The organism is Aeromonas sp. MaB10011B (genome assembly GCF_017939325.1).
Classification (GTDB): Bacteria; Pseudomonadota; Gammaproteobacteria; order Enterobacterales; family Aeromonadaceae; genus Aeromonas; species Aeromonas caviae.
The window spans coordinates 1-1,978 of the sequence record NZ_JAGKRK010000094.1; the positions used below are offsets into that span (position 1 = coordinate 1).

Below are 1,978 nucleotides of genomic sequence, written 5' to 3' on the forward strand. Positions count from 1 at the left end.
ATCTTGCTGTTACATGAAGGACGCACGGTCACTGATGTTCATCACCTTACCGGCGCTGCTCGCTCGACCATCGGCCGTTGGCTTCGATGGTATCGAGATGAAGGCATAGATGCGCTAGAAGCCTTACCGGCTGGCCGTGCCCCAGTCTTACCTGTTGCCAAGATTGTCACTTTACTGGTGCTGCTCATGCAGTTTTCTCCGCAAGATTTTGGTTATCAGCGCAGCAGCTGGTGTACCGAACTATTGGCTATCAAAATCAATCGGTTAACAGGCCTCAATATGGCAGCCTCCACGCTCCGTCGATGGTTACCGCGTATGGGCATTGTCTGGCGAAGGCCCGTGCCGACCTTGCGGATAAAAGACCCAGCCTATCAGGAGAAAATGGCGGATATCGACGCTGCGCTGGCCCGCTGTGATGCCGATAATCCGGTGTTTTATGAGGATGAAGTCGATATAGACCTCAATCCCAAATTAGGGGCCGACTGGATGTTCAGAGCGCAGCAAAAGCGGGTTGTCACGCCGGGACAGAACGCGAAACATTACCTGGCAGGCGTTCTCCATGCAGGCAACGGAAGAGTGCTTTACGTCAGTGGGATAAAGAAAAACTCATCCCTGTTTATCGCCATGCTGGAAAAGCTGCGTCGCCACTACCGACAAGCCAAAACCATCACGCTGATCCTCGATAACTACATCATTCACAAAAGCAAACAGACCGAGCGATGGTTGAAGAAAAACCCTAAGTTCTGCCTGGTATTCCAGCCAGTTTACAGTCCTTGGGTTAATCACATAGAACGGCTGTGGCACAAGTTGCATGAAACCATCACGCGCAATCATCAATGCAGAGGGATGGCCAACCTGCTGGCTCGAGTGAAACACTTCATGGATACCGTGTCTCCTTTCCCGGGGAATGGCTATGGCACAGCAAAGGTGTAGCACTATTAGGATCAGTTATTTAGAGTTCAGGCGGAATCATAATTTAGAAGCCCGGCGTATACAGAGTGAGTTACGCCGGCATTTTGATATTTCCCTCGCTTTAGCAACAATCCATAAGGTGTTAAGCAGGCATGGGGTCAAACCCGTAACCGTTCACCGAGAGTGGCTTGACAGGAAAAATGAGACGATCGTCTCTTGATCGCAATCAGCCTGTTGCATGATCCCGCCCGTATTGCATGCTTGCTGGCATGACCAAAAAGCTCTCGACACCAGCGGTTAACGCTCTGACTATCGAACAGGCCCACGAGCTGATATACAAGCTCCTGGACCGTATCACCGAGTTGGAGGAGCGCCTTAATCAACACAGCGGCAACTCCTCCAGGCCGCCCTCCAGTGATGGCCCTGGCAGCACAACCGGCCAGGCCGCGTCCGGCTTCCGGTAAAAAACGCGGTGCACAGCCTGGCCACAAAGGGCAGCGGCGGATGCGCCATGCGCACGATGCCCGTCTGTCCGTGGAAGCTCACTACCCGGCATCGGATTGCCCCTGCTGTGGTGGCAACGTGCTGGCGCATGACAAACCTTATCGAGCGCATCAGGTGTTTGACCTACCAGAGGTGAGCTACTTCGTTACCGAGCATCAGCTGTTTCGCGCCACCTGTACCCGGTGCATTCACACGGTGGATGCCGCACTGCCTGACTCGGTCAGCGACACCCAGATGGGCCCGAATCGGCTCAGCTATATCGCGCTGCAAAGTGGTCAGTTCCATCAGAGTGTCACCCAGATACAGCAGCAGCTTAAGCAACACTTTGGTCTGGGTTTTAGTCGCGGGGCCATCAGCGAAGCACAAGGACGGGTCAGTGCCATGCTGACGCCCACTCACCAAGCTATCAAGCAGCATGAGGTATCCTGATTTTCACAGACAGTCCCGATTGTTACGATGAGACAATCGGGGGTATTGAATGAAATCGAGAGAACACTATTCACCAGAGTTTCGGGCAGAGGCGGTTCGACTGGTGTTGGAGCAAGGCCTTGGCCAAGCTGAA

At 53.5% G+C, this 1,978-nt stretch carries 1 protein-coding gene and 2 pseudogenes; all 3 read left to right on the top strand.

Features of this window, described 5'->3' with window-relative positions; all coding sequences use genetic code 11:
* The coding region (locus tag J9893_RS20755; RefSeq protein WP_210621944.1) for an IS630 family transposase at nucleotides 1-933 on the top strand (933 nt) is incomplete at its 5' end.
* A gap of 40 nt (nucleotides 934-973) precedes the next feature.
* Nucleotides 974-1,081: pseudogene (locus J9893_RS20760) on the top strand (IS481 family transposase); the annotation flags it as partial.
* Between the two features lie 100 nt (nucleotides 1,082-1,181).
* Nucleotides 1,182-1,830, top strand: a pseudogene (locus J9893_RS20765) (DUF6444 domain-containing protein); the annotation flags it as partial.
* Nucleotides 1,831-1,978: the final 148 nt, after the last annotated feature.